The 272-nt window shown below is 78.7% G+C and carries 1 protein-coding gene; it reads right to left on the reverse strand.

What is annotated here, in order from left to right:
- Nucleotides 1–242 (reverse strand): hypothetical protein (locus BST27_RS31025; RefSeq protein WP_211285360.1); only part of this gene is annotated, 242 nt, incomplete at its 3' end.
- Nucleotides 243–272: the final 30 nt, after the last annotated feature.

A 272-nucleotide genomic window follows, 5' to 3' on the forward strand; every position in this document is an offset into this window, starting at 1 on the left:
GAGCCGAACAGTCCGCCGGCGCCGCCGTCGCCACCGAAGCCGCCGCTGGCGGTGCTGCCGGACCCGCCGCTCCCGCCGGCACCACCGGCGCTGAACAACCCACCGGCGCCGCCGGACCCGCCGGTCCCGCCGTTGCCGGTTATGCCTGCTCCACCGTCACCGCCGGTGCCGCCGGAGCTGAACATCCCGCCGGCCCCGCCAGCACCGCCGCCGCCTCCCGTGACGCTGGCGGTCCCGCCCACGCCGCCATCCCCTGCGGCGCCAACTAACCC

The sequence above is a fragment of the Mycobacterium intermedium genome, from assembly GCF_002086275.1.
In the GTDB taxonomy this organism is placed as follows: domain Bacteria; phylum Actinomycetota; class Actinomycetes; order Mycobacteriales; family Mycobacteriaceae; genus Mycobacterium; species Mycobacterium intermedium.